Source organism: Paenibacillus sp. cl6col (genome assembly GCF_900102125.1).
GTDB classification, from domain to species: domain Bacteria; phylum Bacillota; class Bacilli; order Paenibacillales; family Paenibacillaceae; genus Paenibacillus_B; species Paenibacillus_B suaedae.
This window is the reverse complement of sequence record NZ_FNAZ01000009.1, coordinates 189,815-205,024: the sequence shown is the minus strand read 5'-3', so window position 1 is coordinate 205,024 and position 15,210 is coordinate 189,815. Positions and strand designations below refer to the sequence as shown.

The 15,210-nt window shown below is 45.0% G+C and carries 18 protein-coding genes; 8 read left to right on the top strand and 10 right to left on the bottom strand.

The features are described 5' to 3' along the window. Nucleotides 1-38: 38 nt before the first annotated feature. Nucleotides 39-689 carry a DsbA family oxidoreductase gene (locus BLS15_RS22185; RefSeq protein WP_028531455.1) on the bottom strand — a complete coding sequence of 217 codons (651 nt, stop codon included), beginning with the start codon at nucleotides 687-689 and terminating at the stop codon, nucleotides 39-41. A gap of 324 nt (nucleotides 690-1,013) precedes the next feature. On the opposite strand from BLS15_RS22185, the gene BLS15_RS22180 reads away from it, so the two are divergent. Genes BLS15_RS22180 through BLS15_RS22160 form a run of 5 tightly spaced genes read left to right on the top strand, consistent with a single transcriptional unit; the run spans nucleotide 1,014 to nucleotide 4,561 of the window. Further along, on the top strand, nucleotides 1,014-1,376 hold the full coding sequence (locus tag BLS15_RS22180) for a DUF2642 domain-containing protein (protein ID WP_021253589.1): 363 nt from the start codon (nucleotides 1,014-1,016) through the stop codon (nucleotides 1,374-1,376). A gap of 23 nt (nucleotides 1,377-1,399) precedes the next feature. Further along, nucleotides 1,400-1,591 (top strand): hypothetical protein, encoded by a 192-nt coding sequence (locus BLS15_RS22175; RefSeq protein WP_021253590.1) that lies wholly within the window; start codon nucleotides 1,400-1,402, stop codon nucleotides 1,589-1,591. A 36-nt stretch (nucleotides 1,592-1,627) separates the two neighbouring features. Beyond that, entirely contained in the window at nucleotides 1,628-2,353 is a 726-nt protein-coding gene (locus BLS15_RS22170) for a glycosyltransferase family 2 protein (protein WP_021253591.1), read from the top strand. Beyond that, complete coding sequence (locus BLS15_RS22165; RefSeq protein ID WP_021253592.1) at nucleotides 2,343-3,503, top strand: glycosyltransferase; 1,161 nt, start codon at nucleotides 2,343-2,345, stop codon at nucleotides 3,501-3,503. The genes BLS15_RS22170 and BLS15_RS22165 overlap by 11 nt, the downstream gene beginning before the upstream one ends. Beyond that, the gene (locus BLS15_RS22160; RefSeq protein ID WP_021253593.1) at nucleotides 3,500-4,561 is read left to right on the top strand and encodes a polysaccharide pyruvyl transferase family protein; all 1,062 of its coding nucleotides are present in this window, start codon (nucleotides 3,500-3,502) and stop codon (nucleotides 4,559-4,561) included. The genes BLS15_RS22165 and BLS15_RS22160 overlap by 4 nt, the downstream gene beginning before the upstream one ends. Nucleotides 4,562-4,646: 85 nt before the next feature. On the opposite strand, the gene BLS15_RS22155 is transcribed toward BLS15_RS22160, so the two are convergent. The 8 genes from BLS15_RS22155 to BLS15_RS22120 all read right to left on the bottom strand — a co-directional run bounded on the left by BLS15_RS22155 (nucleotide 4,647) and on the right by BLS15_RS22120 (nucleotide 11,334). Continuing rightward, on the bottom strand, nucleotides 4,647-5,426 hold the full coding sequence (locus BLS15_RS22155; protein WP_051249900.1) for a hypothetical protein: 780 nt from the start codon (nucleotides 5,424-5,426) through the stop codon (nucleotides 4,647-4,649). Nucleotides 5,427-5,594: 168 nt separating this feature from the next. Then, nucleotides 5,595-6,587: a DUF4367 domain-containing protein gene (locus BLS15_RS22150; RefSeq protein ID WP_028531458.1), complete on the bottom strand. Its 993-nt coding sequence runs from the start codon at nucleotides 6,585-6,587 to the stop codon at nucleotides 5,595-5,597. Further along, nucleotides 6,548-7,129: an RNA polymerase sigma factor gene (locus tag BLS15_RS22145; protein ID WP_021253596.1), complete on the bottom strand. Its 582-nt coding sequence runs from the start codon at nucleotides 7,127-7,129 to the stop codon at nucleotides 6,548-6,550. Before BLS15_RS22145 ends, BLS15_RS22150 begins: the two co-directional genes overlap by 40 nt. 135 nt (nucleotides 7,130-7,264) lie before the next feature. After that, entirely contained in the window at nucleotides 7,265-7,840 is a 576-nt protein-coding gene (locus tag BLS15_RS22140) for a TetR/AcrR family transcriptional regulator (protein ID WP_231515036.1), read from the bottom strand. A gap of 32 nt (nucleotides 7,841-7,872) precedes the next feature. Then, nucleotides 7,873-9,072: an EstA family serine hydrolase gene (locus BLS15_RS22135; RefSeq protein ID WP_021253598.1), complete on the bottom strand. Its 1,200-nt coding sequence runs from the start codon at nucleotides 9,070-9,072 to the stop codon at nucleotides 7,873-7,875. A 276-nt stretch (nucleotides 9,073-9,348) separates the two neighbouring features. Continuing rightward, nucleotides 9,349-10,167 (bottom strand): SPL family radical SAM protein, encoded by an 819-nt coding sequence (locus BLS15_RS22130; protein WP_021253599.1) that lies wholly within the window; start codon nucleotides 10,165-10,167, stop codon nucleotides 9,349-9,351. 50 nt (nucleotides 10,168-10,217) lie between these two features. Further along, the gene (locus tag BLS15_RS22125; RefSeq protein WP_021253600.1) at nucleotides 10,218-10,745 is read right to left on the bottom strand and encodes a methylated-DNA--[protein]-cysteine S-methyltransferase; all 528 of its coding nucleotides are present in this window, start codon (nucleotides 10,743-10,745) and stop codon (nucleotides 10,218-10,220) included. Beyond that, a complete protein-coding gene (locus tag BLS15_RS22120; protein ID WP_028531460.1) occupies nucleotides 10,735-11,334 on the bottom strand; it encodes a bifunctional transcriptional activator/DNA repair enzyme AdaA in 600 nt (199 codons plus the stop codon). Before BLS15_RS22120 ends, BLS15_RS22125 begins: the two co-directional genes overlap by 11 nt. A gap of 212 nt (nucleotides 11,335-11,546) precedes the next feature. Here BLS15_RS22120 and BLS15_RS22115 point away from each other — a divergent pair, with 212 nt between their 5' ends. Then, entirely contained in the window at nucleotides 11,547-12,461 is a 915-nt protein-coding gene (locus BLS15_RS22115; RefSeq protein WP_021253602.1) for a DNA-3-methyladenine glycosylase family protein, read from the top strand. 91 nt (nucleotides 12,462-12,552) lie between these two features. On the opposite strand, the gene BLS15_RS22110 is transcribed toward BLS15_RS22115, so the two are convergent. Next, nucleotides 12,553-12,816, bottom strand: coding sequence for a CD3324 family protein (locus BLS15_RS22110; protein ID WP_021253603.1), 264 nt, complete (start codon nucleotides 12,814-12,816; stop codon nucleotides 12,553-12,555). Nucleotides 12,817-13,329: 513 nt separating this feature from the next. On the opposite strand from BLS15_RS22110, the gene BLS15_RS22105 reads away from it, so the two are divergent. Further along, nucleotides 13,330-14,256, top strand: a complete 927-nt coding sequence (locus BLS15_RS22105) for an ABC transporter permease (protein ID WP_090513747.1) — start codon at nucleotides 13,330-13,332, stop codon at nucleotides 14,254-14,256. 1 nt (nucleotide 14,257) lies between these two features. After that, nucleotides 14,258-15,205 (top strand): ABC transporter permease, encoded by a 948-nt coding sequence (locus tag BLS15_RS22100; protein WP_021253605.1) that lies wholly within the window; start codon nucleotides 14,258-14,260, stop codon nucleotides 15,203-15,205. The last annotated feature ends 5 nt before the right edge of the window (nucleotides 15,206-15,210 follow it).

The following is a 15,210-nucleotide window of genomic DNA, read 5'->3' as shown; positions in this document are numbered from 1 at the left end:
TCCATTTATAAATAATGTGATTGGTATACATGATAAACTTAGCAATTTCCATCGAGATCGCACTGCATACCTTCAATCGAGTCAAATGACTGCTTGGAAGCTGCGCGATCAATGGCTTGAGCCAAACGCTCCTTGCTGGCCAGACCTTGAATCACCTGATCGCCGATAATGAATGTCGGTACAGCTGAGATGCGAGCCTCTTCATAAGCATGCTTGATCGCTGCTTGATGAGCTTCCCGATATGTGCGGGATTCGAGCGCTTCGCGGAACGCTGCTGCATCCAAGCCAAGTTCCTCTGCGACCTTCGTCAATACTTCGATCTCCCCAATATTCTGCTCTTCTTGGAAAAAGGCTGTAAACACGCGCTGAATATATTCGTTGCCCTTCCCTTGTTCCTTCGCATATTGATACCCTTCAAATGCTAGGTTGGTGTATGGATGAGGAGATACATGCGGCAGACGCATATCGATGCCGAGCTTCTCTGCTGTTGGCTTAATAAATGCATCCCACGATGCAAGCTTATCAGGTTCATTCCATGGATCGATCTTCGGATATGGTTCGGGACGAAGCTCGAATGGCATCCATTCCACTTCAACGTCCTTCTCCTTTACGATTTCATCCAACGGGCCTTTGCCCAGAAAACAAAACGGACATACAAAATCAGAATAGGCTTTAATCTTCACAGTCATATTCAAGTCCTCGCCTTCCATATCTCAATATGATGTAACAACTGTAGTTACACCGATAACAAAAAAATAATTCGTTCGATGTAACTATTATAGTTACAACCATAAAGAAAGTCAACTCTTCCTATTTTATCTTCCTTCTCTATTTCGAAATAAAAGACAAAACTGTCTCTGAAAATGTTAATAAATTGAAACTTTACATGATAATTGCTTCCATACAAACAAACATTTTCATAGATTTCGTATATCTGCTCAATCAAATCAGCTAGGAAACGTATAAAATGTATCATATTTTATCGAAAAATGAAGAAATCAGGTGAGACGCTTATGTGGTTCAGAGCAAATGAGAAAGAGCTGCAAGCACTGCTCGAAGGAATTAGCAATATTGTCAAACAAGCAGTGCATGATTCACTGCTTAGCAATCCAAATGAGGATAATCCCATCATCAAAAGACTCAAAGTTGAAGTCAAACAGGAAATGGAAAAACTGAACACGCCACATCCTCCCTCCTCTCCACTTCAGGAAATGATTGAGAGGTATGTGAATCGGAATGTGTCCATAAATACACCGGCTGGAATCGTAGAAGGGATAATCACAGAAGTCGGAAACGATTATGTAGAAATTATGGAATCTGAAGATTTGGTCGTTATTGTGCAGCTGGCCAATGCGATTTCTCTGCAAGCTGGTTAATCTCATGAGAGGAGGTGATGACCATGATGGACAAGCTTAGACCCCTAATCGGTTCTAATCTGCAAGTTGCTACTTCGCTGGAGACTACAACCGGTACGCTCATTTCTGTCGATGATACCAAGCTAACGCTGCGCACATCAAGCATATCTGGGTATGAGAATGGCCAATACGCTGTTTTCCCTTTAAAATCTATCTCTTACATTCGAATTATTTAATTTCATACTGAATTCTGAATTTGGAGTGGTATAAATATGACTTATTCTCGAATTAAAGGACTTGTCAGTGTGGTAATTCCCAATTACAACCGTGCAGCTTATTTGCAGGATTGCCTGAACGGCATCCTGCAGCAGACGTATACAAATTGGGAGATCATCCTGATTGATGATGGCTCGACCGATGATTCCATCCAACAGACACAAGCTTGGCTTCTCGATAATCGCATAAACTTACCCAATCATAATTCGATATTTACAATGGCACTTCCCCGGAATATCGGGTATGCAGGAGCAATGACAATTGGATTCTATATGGCCAAGGGAGAGTACATTGCAATCCAAGACTCCGACGATATCTCCCATTTGCAGCGGCTGGAAAAGCAAATCAATTATCTTGAAGCTCATCATAATATTGAATTGCTAGGCACAAACTATCACGTGTTCGAACATGACCCGAACGAGGTCGTTACAATCCCGAAGTGGCTTCGCTATGGAGAGCATATCCGTACAACCTATCGCAAGGGAGGGCACTGTGTATGTCATGGCACAATCATGATGCGCGGCGCTCTGTTCGATCGTATAGGCGGTCACACAAGACGTGTAAAAGGCGCGGAAGATTATGATTTTATTGCCCGTTCTCTGAATCCTAACCATTTGAATATTGAAAATATCCCTGACGTTCTCTATTACTACCGCAGTCACCCAAAACAACGCTCTCGAAAATATTTTTCAAAAAAGCAGGATCCATCGAATGAATCCTAATCGTATACGTGTAATGATGGTGATGGACAGCTTAGCCATCGGGGGTACAGAGACGCATGTGCTTAGCATTGTTAAAGCCCTTAAAAAGCGTGGAATTCACTCGATATACGCCGGCGCCAGCGGCAATATGTATGAGGCTTATGCACGAGCAGGATGTCAAATTCACGCTGTTGATTTATCGCCAGGAACACTTCTTCATTTGCAGAACCACATGCTTCCCAAAATCATCTCCTCATTAAAGCAAATCATGAAAACCCAGAAAATCAACGTCGTTCACGTTCACCAGTCACCGTCTGGCCTATACGCCGCAATGGCAGCAAAAGAGCTAGGAATTCCCGTTGTATTTACCGCTCATGGCACTTATTATCCTGAGGATCAATTGACTAGTATGAATCAATATAGTGACGCTGTCATTAGTGTAAGCCATCCAGTGAAGCAATTCTTGGAGAGCATGAATATTCAATCTGAGCTAATCCCAAATGGAGTAAATCCGGACGAGTTCATCGAAGTGGATTCCTCCTCTTTACGAAGCCGTCTCAGTATACCGGATCATGCAGACACCATCGTGTACGCCAGCAGGTTGTCATGGGACAAGGCTTATGTATGCACAATGCTCATCTGGGCCGCGAGAAGACTGCGCTTGGAAGGACGTTCTCAACTAAATATCGTCATCGTCGGAGATGGGCATCAATATCACGAAATTCGCGAATTGTCCAAAAGCATCGAATCTGAAATTGGACAACCGTTCATTCACATGGTAGGAAGTCAGAAAAAGGTACGCGATTATCTAAGTCTCGCCGATATTGTCGTCGGCACAGGGAGAGTAGCTTTGGAGGCAATGGCCTGCGGCAAGCCAGTAATCGCTATCGGCAACCATGGTTACTTCGGGCTTGTCACGCCATCAATATATGAACAGGCATGGAAGCAATATTTCGGTGACCATGCTTCTATCTGTAAGCCGTCCGAAGAGTTAATCGCGAATGAACTGCGCGAGGCATTGGCTAATAAAGCATCCTTGCGCAAGACCGGGTTACAGGGCCGTAAGTGGACGTTAGAGCATTTCGATATTCACAAAATCGTGAATCAGTTGGAAGATCTCTATCGACATGTAATCCTGCAAGCCGGCCAAGAGGAGGTGCAACACAAATGAGGAAAATACTATATCTGGGGTGGATTGGCTACAACAATTTCGGGGATGAATGGATGTGGAGCATGTTCCAGAACATGTCTCAGGCATATTTGGAACCGGATAAGTACGAAATTATTCCTTCATTGCCAGGTGTTGATGTGAACGATATCTCCCCTTATGACACCGTAGTGCTAGGCGGTGGTTCTCTTCTTATACCAGGGTATGTTGATATTATGTATCACGCTGCCAAGAAGAACAAAACAACAATTATCTGGGGCAGCGGGCATGATCGACTCAGTCGACTGATGATCAATGATGACCGCTCCTTAAGCCCTGAACCTGCAGCTGATAGTGCCGAATATCGCACAATGCTGCAAGAGGTTATCAGCAACGCATCATATTGCGGCATTCGAGGTCCATGGACTTACGAATACTTGTCCAACAACGGTGTACAAATGGATCGTGTATCCATTAGTGGGGATCCCGCCATGTTGGCCCCGCTCCCTACTTCAGACCATGCAGGTGTGAGACAAACTGGTGAACGCTGGATCGGTCTGAACTGGGGAACGTCTTATAATCGCATCTATGGACGCAATGAATCCGTTGTAGAAGATGAACTTGCCTATGCGGCGCAGCGCTGGATTCGAGAGGGATACAAGATCTACATTTATGTGGTATGGGGACCAGACCGTGAAGCCGCCAAACGTTTGCAGCAAAAAATCGGATTCCCGGACCATGTCGTATTCGATCAAGAGATTCATTCCCTTGACTCCTATTTAAAACTAGTACAAAGATTCGATTTCACTGTCAACCTGAAACTACACGCCAATGTATTGTCCGCTGCTGCAGGAATCCCATTCATCTGCTTGGGCTACCGCTTCAAATCATATGACTTTGTACATTCTATGAGTCTCCCATCTATTATCATACCAACTCATGCCGATTATATGGAGATAGCATTAATAGAAACAGCAAGCTACATTCAAGAAAATCGCGCGTCCCTCGTTAGTCATATGCAGGAGCTTCGAGAACGCGTGAAATTACAGCTTGTTACTCCTTTCGCAGACAAACTGCTGTAAAAGCAAGACGTAACATGTGCATGCAAGAAAGCCCTATGACATCGTCTAGGGCTTTCTTATATGTCCCTGAAATCAGGGGAAACCGTTAGTTTGCAGCATTCCAACTCTCTGCGATCTGAATAAGTTCTTCCTTCGTTAATGGGCTTTGCTTATTCGTAGAAATCCGATATTCAAGCTTCTTCTCTTTTACTTGCCACATCAATACATTCGAATATAGTGCATTGCTCCCTGTCGTATAAAACGCATCTAATCCACTTACACTCACCTTCTCCAGTTTTCCGCCGACAGGAGCAGCAGGTGATTTTTCAATAGTCAGAGGCTGAATTCTTGTCACTGTCAAGAAAATGAAGTCCGAATCCTTCGTATACATGACACCTGCCTCCCCGGCTTCCTTCCAGTTCAGCTTCTTCTGATACTCTTTTTTTCCTTTAGCTTCCTTTTTCATTTGGTCTAGAAGCACCCGATATGCCTCGCTGGAAAAATCAGGGTATGGAGGAGTGATTTCGCTTTTGATAAACTTATAACCTTCAGGCAAGAAAGCTGGCTTCGTAAACTTCGGAGCTTTATACTGAACAGCTTGTTTGAGAAGCTCCTCATAAGTTTCCCCGGTTATCGTTCTGAAACTAAAATTAATGGAGTTATCCTTGCTTGAATACGTAGCATAAAGCTCTCCATCCTTGATGATAAGCTCTCCATTTTGCTTGGCATCTTCCTTTTTCTGTGACTCCTTTTTCTTCGTGGACGCTCCGTTAGCTGCAGAAGCTTCCTTTGTTTCCTTTGCTTCCTTTGCCGTCACCACTTGGCTTATACTCATTGACATCGCAAGAACGGCGCACATGGTAATTAGAAATGATTTTGATTTCATGATTTGTCCATCCCTTTCTTCCCATTGTATTTGATGCCTATAATGGAACCAAATGAACTGACTCACCTGACCCTCACTATGTATAACACTTGGCACAAGTAAAACGGGACGGGAAAGATCAGTTTTTTAATTAAATTAAACGGCCCCTAGGGCCGCTTTCAAACATGCCTATTTCCCTACCATACTTTTCGCAATCTCAATAAACTCGGATTTGGATAGCTTACTTTCCGCTTCATCGGACAAAACATAATAAGAATTTTCCCCCTCCCTCATCCATTCCACTTGATGCTTGAAGCTGGCATTTTTCCCTTTTACATTTTCTTTGTACAGAACTTCCATCCCGTTCAACTTTAATTTGGAAACGGCAATTTCTGAAGTGTTTTGCGAGACCACTCGCGACTGAGTATGGTAAAACCCGATAAACTTTAGTTGATTTCCATTGTAATGGAAGTTCGCTCTTGAACTGCCTACTTCTTTCCAAGCAAGAGGTTTAATAAACAACTTTTGATTTTTTCCTTCTTGTATTGCCTGTTTTGCTTCTTTCTCCAATTGTTCTGCTAATCTTTTTATATCGTCAAATGGATATAAACTCGGAAATACCCATCCTGACTCAAACTTTAGCCCTGTTGGAGCATTTGCTATATCGACGGCAGGCACTCCAGCTTTATCCTTGATCTCCTGCTGCATACGATCATAATTGGTATGCACGACCGGATTATATTCAAAATTAACTCTATTTATTGTAGTCCAATGAGCAAACTGTTCATCTTCAACGTAATACGCAGCCCATTCTCCCGGCTTTAATTGTGCTTTCACCATTTCCCCATATTCCTTTAGTGTCTTATGTATGCGAATATCACCTGGAGTGTAATTCATTTCTCTTGTCTCAACAACGACATCTCCTTTGGAATTGATGATTTGAATAATTTTAGATGCCGCATATCCCGAGATAGAGGTTAACGCAACAATGATGGAGGTAAGAATTATGATCGTCTTTCTGCGCAATCTTGCTTTTGAACGATTCATGGATTTCCTATGTATGTGTAAACTATCAATGCGCTGCATAACGGGTTCGCGAATATCGATCATCAATTCAGTATCAAGTTCTCGCTCATATCGTCTTATTTCTTCATCTTCGAAAATAGATCTGATTCGCCCCATCGAACCCGCCCCCCTTCTTCAGTCATGAAATGCTGCAATTTGATTTTAGTACGTCCAAACCGTTTCTTCACTGTCTCCGTGCTTTTGTTCAGAATCTCACCGATCTCTGCAAAGGACTTTTCCTCAAATACGCGAAGAACTAATAAGTTCCGTTCCTCCACGCTAAGTTGCTTCAATGCGGAATGAAGCGGCTCATCAAATAATGACTTCCCGACGGTGTCTTCAGCACTCTCCGTTGTCGACTCTTGTGTAAACCACCATTTGAATTTTTGTTGGATGTTGCGCTTGCGAATTAGATTGAGGCAATAATGGTAAGCAATCTTATATAGCCAAGAAGAGAACAATACATTTGGCTTATACAAGTGAATTTTCTCGTAGGCTCTCACGAATATGTCCTGAACAGCATCTTCTGCTTCATGATTGTTTCCTAGCAGACGTGAGCAGTATCGAAATAACGGGTTTTGGTAGGTATTAATGATATGGATATACTCTTCGATTTGGCCTGCCTGCACCTGTTCAACAAACCCTTCAACAGACTCCATTCCAACTTTCCCCTCCTTCCCTCACCTATACAACACTTAAACTCACACAAAAGGGACATTGCCTAATAAAAAAGTTGCACCGCCTTCTGATCAGCAGTACAACTTTGATGGTAAGATTATGAAGCTGTGTTCCTGTTATTTGCGAAGCAGTCCCTCCGTTACACATTCAAGCAGCAGTTCCTTGACCTGATCGAACTTACCTCCAATTTCCTCTCTGTGCAATGACAGCAGCATAACCGAGCGCAGTAAACCGATAATGACTTCTGGGTCTTTATCAATAATGACCTGCTTCTCCTGCCACTGCTTAATCAGCTCGGCACCAGCTCGATTGTCAGCTTGAATATGTTCTTCCAACTTATCTTTAGGCAATTTTCTAATCAGCAATTCGTATTCGTCTCGTTGTTGAACTCGTTTCAGGAACGGATTTGTCTCCAGCATCTCAAATGACAAGTCGAACAGGCCCTTCAGCAGTTCCTTCGGAGATCGTTCACTGTTCAGCATTTCTCGAATCTTCTGATCCTTGAACGATTCTTCTTCTTGCATGATGGTATAATACAGTTCTTCCTTCGACTGGAAAAAGGCATAAAATGATCCCTTCGCGATGCCGCATGCCTTTACAATTTCATCAACACTCGTTTTTTTCAGTCCATATTGAGTGAACAGTTCCTTGCCTGTGGACATTAGGCATGTACGAACCGCTTCTCTTTCCATCTCACTAAACTTCGGAATAATGTCTCTCTCCTTTACTTCAGGCAGCGATATACCGCCTGGCGCACCGCATTCTCACGCGGATTATTGTCCATATACCCGCCTATCTCATTTAACCCGTAGGCATAACCCAGCTCATAGTCTGGGTCTGCATAGCAGAAGGAACCTCCGGCTCCCGGATGTCCGTATGCCCGGTGGCTGCTGCCGAACGTATGCCCTTCAATGGGCTTCCAGAATCCGACGGAATAAGCCAGCTTGGTTCGATTCACATGGTCATAGGCCCCTGATAATGGCAGCTCCGGTGGAGCCTCTAGTGTTCGAAGTACCGATTTGGACAACTTCAGCTTCTTGCCACCCGCAGCAAATTCACCATATATGGCAGCCATTGCGCGGACCTCGCCAATTCCATTGCCGGATGGAAATTCGATCGCCAGCATCTCACGACGGTTGAAGTTCTCATTCGCAACTAGCCGCTTCGGATCAACCATGCTCCGCGCTGTTAACGAGCGAGGGTTGAGGAACCCCAGCAGCATGGAGAAGGGAATCTCATGAATATGCTTCAAGATTTGAGCTGGGCTGTTAATGCCTCTCACCTGAGCCAGTCTTGCATCTGGCACCGAAGCAGGCAGACCAATATAGAATTCCGCATCAAGCGAACTCGCAATCTCCTCGTGGAAAAAACGGCCCAAGCTTCTTCCTCTTGGGTCTACTCGGCGTATAAGCTCACCGATATACCAACCAACTGTCCAAGCGTGGTAGCCATGCTTCACGCCTGGTGTCCATTCCGGCCTTGCGTTCGCAAGCTTATTGGCAACTTGAGCCGTATCTAAATCTGCAAACTTCTCCAATTGTAATGTATCTACCGTGCTCAGTCCAGCTTGATGCGACAACAACTGCCTAACTGTGATGCGTTCTTTGCCATGAACGGCGAATTCGGGCCAATAGGCACTGACTTGCTCATCATAATCGAGCAGCCCCCGTGATACCGCAAGTGCCCCTGCCAGAGCTGCGAAGCCCTTCGTGCTTGAAAATACCGGTACCATCGTATGTTCTTGCCATAATGTTCCGCTATAAGGGTCTGATACCCCGCCCCATAAATCTACAACCTTCTTGCCCTGTACATATACAGCACATGCTGCACCCGTTTCTTTGCGCTTTGTAAAGTTCCGTACGAACTCCTCTTCAACTTCTTCAAATCCTGCTGCCACCCAACCTTGTACATGAACCTGTGTCATTTGCTTCACGCTCCTATGTATGCTGCCAATAAACTTTCATTCATATGACTATTTTAGTTTGTTTAGTCATATAAACAATAACGCATCTTATTCCATTTGTATATAGACAAAAAAATAGACAGCTATCGGAGTCGGCGAACTGCCCAACTTCCTACGCTGTCTATCCTTCTGTGCGTCTGTACAGACTATAAAATCCCTACAGTAATTCATCCATTTGCTATCTGTACTCACTGGCTTTACTGGCTTTACTGGCTTTGCTGTCTATAATATCAATGTCTACGCTGGGGCAAAGCCCTTCTGGCTTATATGAAGTTGATCGGGAGCAAACACGCGGCTGAACCGATCATACACGAGCTGATATGCATCTGGCTCGTACCATTCTTCTAAACCGAGCTCCTCGTACAATCTGAATATTCCCAATTGTCTTGTTCTAGCTCCCCCGCTGCCATCACCCATTACGAAATCATCGATACAAATTCGATTCGTCAGACCTGCCAGCTTCTGTGGAAACGCCTCACTGCTTGGAAGAATGGGAGCGATCGTGGCCTGTGTCGGAATACCTGCCTGACGCAATTGTTCCAAAGCTCTCAATCTAGCCGCAATTGGCGGCGCCCCAGGCGTGAAATGCTTGCGAATCTCTTCTCTATCGGTCTCAATCGTCATACTTACGCGCACCTTGTCCTTCATCTGTTGCAGCAGATCGATATCCCGCTGAACAAGTGGGCTGCGTGTTTGTACCAAAAGGAAATCAGGCTGCTCATCAGCCATAACCTCCAGCAGCGAGCGCGTTACCTGTTCCTTATATTCGATCGGCTGATAGGGATCAGTACTCGATGACATGAAGATGGTGACATTGCCCTTCGTCTTCGCTCTCCTCAGTTCTTTACGCAGCACCACTGCCGCCTGCTGTTTAATATCGATCCAGCTGCCCCATTCCGCCTTGCGGAACTTAGCCACTGGCATTTGTCGCACATAACAATAAGAGCAGGCGAAAGAGCACCCGGTATATGGGTTCAGTGTATGGGAATAGTCGGCTAGGAATCCGGAACCTTTGTTCAGCAGCGTTTTCGGTGTAGTAAATTGCAAGTCAATCATTCGCCTCACTCCTCCCTTCGCCAGCGATCAATCTTTATCAACCTTCTACGTCATGACTTGTTCGCAGGCCGTTGTTCAACGTGCAGAAGACGCCTCTTCATCTCAAGCCCACCTCGATAGCCCGTTATAGAACCATCCTTCCCAATGACACGATGGCAGGGCACCGTAATCAGAATAGGATTCGCCCCGATTGCACTGCCAACGGCTCGCGCAGCCTTGGGCTTCTTTACCTGTTCTGCGATTTCAGAATAAGTTCGAGTTTCACCGTAGGGGATTGCACACAGTGCTTCCCATACTTCACATTGGAACGGAGTTCCCTGTATATCCAGCGGCACAGCGAATTCCGCACGATGCCCTGCCAAATATTCCGCTACTTCCGTAACATATGGACGCATACGTTCATCAGCACGTACTAGACCAGCAGCCGGATAGTGCCGCTCTGCCCATTGTCTAAGCTGTTCAAATGATTCATTCTGCCCACCAATATAACATACACCGCGTTCTGAAGCAGCAATATGCAGATGCCATGCATCATTTTGCAACAATGACCAATATATATTGAGGTTCTCAGTTCCCATGATTGTTCTCTCCTCCGCTTATCTCATCCTGATCGATATTCCATTCGCGCATCCGATAGGCTGCCGGTGTATGTCCGGTCATTTTTTTGAACAAGGTGATAAAATACGGGGTATTCGAAAGCCCTACTGTTTGTGCTATGTCCGCAACAGGATACTTGGAATGAATGAGTAGATGCTTGGCATGATGCATGCGCGTACGCTGAACATATTCCATCGGAGATACCCCCATTATCCGCTTAAATGTACGTTGCAAGTGATAAGGACTACCGTGACAAAATTCGGCGAGTGCTTGAAGCGTCAATGACTCCGCGTAACGACTGTGAATGCATTGAACGATCTGCAGAACCCATTCCTGATCCGGCATGCGCTCTCCTGATGGTTTGCACCGTTTGCACGGGCGAAATCCAGCCTTCTGTGCATGTTCCGCATTCTGAAATATACATATGTTCGCTCTAATTGGAGGTCTTGACTTGCATGAGGGTCTGCAGAAGATCCCTGTTGTCTTCACTGCATAGATGAAGTGGTGATCGTAGGATGAATCATTCCCTAAGATGGCCTGCCACTGTTCATCTGTCGCTATACCTAGCATGATGGTTGGCTTCCCCCCATCTTCAGACAAGCCTGTGAACCGAATAGGTTCGTTCCTCTCTGGCATAGAACTTCACCTCCTCTTCCAGTATAACCTGATAGACGGGGCTATGTACGCGAATAGGAATGGAAACGCAATATTTCGAAATCCATGTGATTCGGAAGTATGATACAACTATAATAGGAGATATTTCTCGTGCAGGGAGGGATAACATGACGATGGAACACAAGGAAAATCGGACGCGTTTGGAGGTTCCTAAGGAATTCAATTTCAACGAGAATCTGAACTACTTATCTCGTACGACCAATGAATGTCTATATGAGATACAACAACACAAGGTATGTAAGGCAATTCCTCTTGAACATAGTTCGCCAATCGTAGAAATTAGCGCCAATGAAGATCAATCTCTGAACATTGTCTATCTTGGAAATACGGTTCCTCGTAATCCGGAGGAACATCGTGCTGTCGAACATTACGTTCGAGATTGGTTCGACCTAGACACTGACTTGGCACCCTTTTACGCTCTGGCCCAGAACGATCCCTTGCTTCAACATGCTGTCCAGTCATTCTCTGGATTGCGAATCATTGGCATCCCTGACCTATTTGAAGCGATGAGCTGGGGAATTATTGGCCAGCAGATTAATCTTGCGTTTGCGTATACGTTGAAGCGGAGACTAGTCGAACATTTTGGCAAGCGAATTACATATGATGGGAACACCTACTGGATCTATCCTACTGCCCACGATATCGCTTCTCTAGCCGTCCAAGATCTGCAGCAATTGCGCATGACCGAACGAAAATGCGAGTACCTAATCCATACTGCACAGCTAATTGCCGATAAGCGATTGTCAAAAGAAATGCTGCTCGCGGCCGGCGACTTCAAGCAAGCCGAACAGATGTTGACGCAAATACGTGGAATCGGTCCATGGACGGCCAATTACGTACTCATGCGCTGCTTGCGAATGCCGTCTGCATTTCCGATTGATGATGTCGGACTTCATAATGCTATTCGCCATCGCCTCGGCTCCGACAGAAAGCCGACGAGGAGCGAATTGCGAGAGATGTCCGAGAAGTGGAGCGGCTGGGAAGCTTATGCGACATTTTACCTCTGGAGATATCTCTACTAATCCACAAACGATCCTATACAGCGGCAAGGATTATGGCATTAACACCAAATAGACCCGCCTTGCGTTCGAAGCAGGGCGGGTTTCCCATTCCTTATTTCTTGTATACAATTTTCTTGATGCTATCTACAGATAGGCAATATTGTTCAGATAACTGATCAATCGATGCCCCTTCACGGAAATAGTGCCGAATCTTCTCATTTCTAACTTGGAGCTCTCTTCGAATCCCAGAGTTTTCGCCCCATTTTTTACGAGATCCTTGCGGTGCTGGAATGTATATGAATTCACCACAGACGTATTTCTGTATTTCTAATAGCAGATGTTCTGGCAAGCATTCATTCGCCTTCATATATTTCATGATCCCTTCGCTCCTTAAAAAATTGGTCTCTTTTAAGGGAGCAAAGCCTACATTATAAACGTAAATTCACCATGAAAGTCAAAATGAAAGTGAACGGTTAAGCGATGTAACTCCACACAAGCAACCGTTCATGTCCATAATATAGACTTTGCATGGAGTAGTTCTAAGTCGATACGCATGTATAACAAACGATCCCCTCATTTCGTTATCTAGTAAAGTTTGAATATAACCAATTGTACCAGTATATCCCTTTACAATCAATGGAATGGCATCGTTTCCCCCTTTCTTACCTCTAAAGTGTATGAGCTGATGAAATGAAATTTAAATTTTGAAATTTACATAGTATTACATTGACATTTCAAACCTTCTATCCTATTATTCATACTAATCCTATCAGATTTAATATTTAACAACCGGTTGATTACGATTTCGTTAGGAGATTTTATTTAATTTTAATCCCGATTTATTCAATGTGTATTATGTGATTTTAAATGAACAGGAGACAAAAGAATAATGGCTGTGCTGAAACGCTTATTCGCCATGCTGGTCACACTATGGATCATTGTTACGCTGACCTTCGTGATCATGCACATGATCCCAGGTGATCCATTCGCTTCAGATTCGAAGACGCTGCCAGAGTCCGTATTGGATAACATGAGGGCAAGGTATAACCTGGATAAGCCTTTGCCTACACAGTACTTATTGTATTTGAAGAGCCTGCTCACCCTGGACTTAAGGCCATCGATCCAATCCAAGACTACGGATGTTAACACATTGATTGCCCGCGGATTTCTACCATCAGCGATACTCGGCATTCAATCGATGCTGCTTGCAATCGTGGTCGGAATCGGTCTAGGCACGGTTGCCGCCCTTCATCATAACCGCGCGCTGGATTTTGCAGCGATGATGATTGCGATGCTCGGTATCTCGATTCCCAGCTTCATCTTGGCACCATTGCTTATTAAGTACATGTCGGTGAAATGGGGTCTTCTACCCGTCGCTGCATGGGGAACATGGAAGCATACGGTTCTTCCCTCACTCGCGCTTGCAGTTACGCCGATCGCGATCATTGCCCGCTTCGTTCGAACGAGCATGTTGGAAGTACTGCAACAGGAATACATACATACAGCAGAAGCCAAGGGTCTGCCTACTTGGAAAATTGTGATTCGTCATGGATTGCGAAATTCCTTAATTCCTGTACTTTCCTTCATGGGCCCCCTGTTCGCATCCGTCCTCACAGGCACGTTTGTGGTGGAGAAGATCTTTGCGATCCCTGGTATCGGAAAATACTTCGTCGATAGTATTTTCAATCGGGACTATCCCGTCATTATGGGCACAACGATTTTTTACAGCGTCGTATTGGTCGTTACGTTATTTTTAATCGACATGTCTTACCGGATCGTTGATCCGCGAATTAAACTTGCTAGCAAAGGAGATTAGCATGAAAGCTTCATCAGCCGAATTGGATCATCTGTTCCATCCCATCGAACGCAGCCACCAAGCAGAGCATCAGCTCGCAACTCGCAGCGTTCCATTGTGGCAGGACAGATTGCGCAAGCTATCGCGCAACAAGCTCGCCGTACTCGGACTCGTGCTGCTGCTGGTCATTATTTTGCTCGCCGCGATTGGTCCATCGCTCGTTCCCTATTCTTCGAGCGCTCAATCGTTAACAGCTACGAACCTCCCCCCTTCCGGAGAACATTGGTTTGGAACTGACGATTTGGGACGCGATGTGTGGGCGCGAACTTGGGCAGGAGCACGTATCTCGCTTACGATCGGATTCGCAGCAGCGGCAATTGATCTTGTCGTCGGCATTTTAGTAGGTGGCATTTCAGGATATATGGCAGGTCGCGGCAGGCTCGGTGATCGCGTTGATAATGTGTTGATGCGCATTGTTGAAATTTTATACAGCATCCCTTACTTGCTCGTGATCATTTTGCTTCTTGTCGTTATGAAGCCAGGAATTTTCACCATGATTATCGCCCTATCTATAACAGGCTGGGTTGGAATGGCGCGTGTTGTACGTGGACAGATTCTACAGCTTAAGCAGCAAGAGTATGTACTTGCAGCGCATAAGCTTGGCACATCTCATGCTGGCATAATCTTTAAGCATCTGCTCCCGAATGCTGCGGGCATCATTATCGTCAACTTAACGTTTACAATTCCGGCGGCAATTTTCTCTGAATCATTTCTAAGTTTTCTCGGTCTAGGTGTACAAGCACCTGATGCCAGCTGGGGCACAATGGCCAACGATTCACTTGGCGTCATATTAAGCGGCCAATGGTGGCGACTGTTCTTCCCAGGATTGATGATTTCGCTCACCATGTTCGCTTTCAACGCATTTGGAGATGGATTGCAGGATGCCCTTGATCCACGATCACAACAATAAGGAGG